Here is a 1546-nt window from a genome sequence, read left to right as displayed (position 1 = left end):
AGGTGATATAGCTCAATGAAGAGCTACATCACCTTTTTAAATTATAAATATTTGTTATTCAAAAGTAATTTAAACTAAATAGACAATCTTTATATTTAAAATGTATTTTATGATGATATAATAATCATGTCGCCTATCTCTCAGGCGTCACTTCGACGATGAGAGGGGGTGTTCATTCCATGTCTGAAATCTTTGTTCATATTATGACTACTGTTATCAGTGGTTGTATTGTTACGTTGTTTGCACATTGGCTACGGCATCGTAACGATAAGTAAATAGGCGACAATTGTAGTCACACTAAAAAATCCCCTCACTACCGCAAATAGTGAGGGGATTGGTGTTTCCATACTGAAATCTTTGTTAATTACATTATAACATGCGTTTGTACTATTGCAAAATGTTACATTTAAAAAAGACTTTAGTGAAGATATATCTTAAGAGCCAGTCATTCCAGTTGCACCTTGTTGTGAACTAGCGCCACCTTGAGAAGACTGTTGTTGCTGTTGTTTTATTTTGTCTGGATCTAAAATAGTATCATCAACTGCTTTTTTAATATCTCTATCTTTATAGTCTACATTATATTCGTCTAATATATCTTTATAAGCATCAGTTAATAATTTAGGATTTTTTTGAATTTTTTGTTCTAAAATTTTAGATTTAAGGTTAGATTTTTCAGAGTTAAAGTCTGTTTCTTTATCTGCTTTAATAATATGATAACCGTAGTCTGTTTTAACTACTTTAGATACTTCGCCTTCTTTAAGTTTGAATAGTGCTTTATCGAAGCTATCCATCATTTGGCCCTTAGTTACATAACCAAGAGAACCATCTTTTTTGGCACTTGATTTATCCATAGATTCTTTTTTAGCGATTTCTCCAAATTTACTTGGATCTTTAGATACTTCTTTTTGAATTTCTTCAGCTTTTTGTTTTGCTTTTTTATCTGATAAACCTTCTTTGTCACTATCTTTAGATTTTACTTTGATCAAGATATGAGAGGCTTTTTTAGTATTATCTTTGATTTCTTTATCTGACACTTTAACTTTATCGTTCAATAGTTCTTTTTGATAAGCTGATAAACGTTTTTGTTCTTTATAATCATCCATAGACATTCCTTGTTGTTTTAAGACACTTTCAAATTGATCTTTACCGCCATATTGTTTTTCTTCTTTTTTAATATCTTTTTCGATATCTTTAGTATCCACTTTGTCTTTATATTTATCTGCAAGAATTTTATCTAATACAATACTAAAGGATTTACTAGCGATTTGGTCTTTACCAATTTTCTTCATCACATCTTCTACTTTAACATCGCCAGCTTTTGATGAAATAAGAGTATTTTCTTTAGAATCAGTTGCATCAGATCCACATGCGCCTAATAAAAGGACACTTGCAGTTACAGGTATCATAATTTTATTAAATGCTTTCATAAGTTGTTAACTCCTTTATGTATATAATCAAGTAAAATATAACATATAAAATGAGGCGTACCAATTCATAACCCTCTCTTTAGGACTATAGTACTAGTTTTATTAAAAAACATATGAAT

General features: G+C 29.8%; 2 protein-coding genes. One reads left to right on the top strand and one right to left on the bottom strand.

Annotation, left to right across the window (positions count from 1 at the left end; all coding sequences use genetic code 11):
* Nucleotides 1-179 precede the first annotated feature (179 nt).
* Nucleotides 180-275: a type I toxin-antitoxin system Fst family toxin gene (locus tag CD121_RS11295; RefSeq protein ID WP_107999723.1), complete on the top strand. Its 96-nt coding sequence runs from the start codon at nt 180-182 to the stop codon at nt 273-275.
* 159 nt (nt 276-434) lie between these two features.
* On the opposite strand, the gene prsA is transcribed toward CD121_RS11295, so the two are convergent.
* Nucleotides 435-1427: a peptidylprolyl isomerase PrsA gene (gene prsA / locus CD121_RS11290; protein WP_126568313.1), complete on the bottom strand. Its 993-nt coding sequence runs from the start codon at nt 1425-1427 to the stop codon at nt 435-437.
* Nucleotides 1428-1546 lie beyond the last annotated feature (119 nt).

The sequence above is a fragment of the Staphylococcus pasteuri genome (assembly GCF_003970495.1).
GTDB classification, from domain to species: domain Bacteria; phylum Bacillota; class Bacilli; order Staphylococcales; family Staphylococcaceae; genus Staphylococcus; species Staphylococcus pasteuri.
Note: the sequence above shows the minus strand (reverse complement) of the source record. Positions and strands in the feature narration are given on the sequence as shown.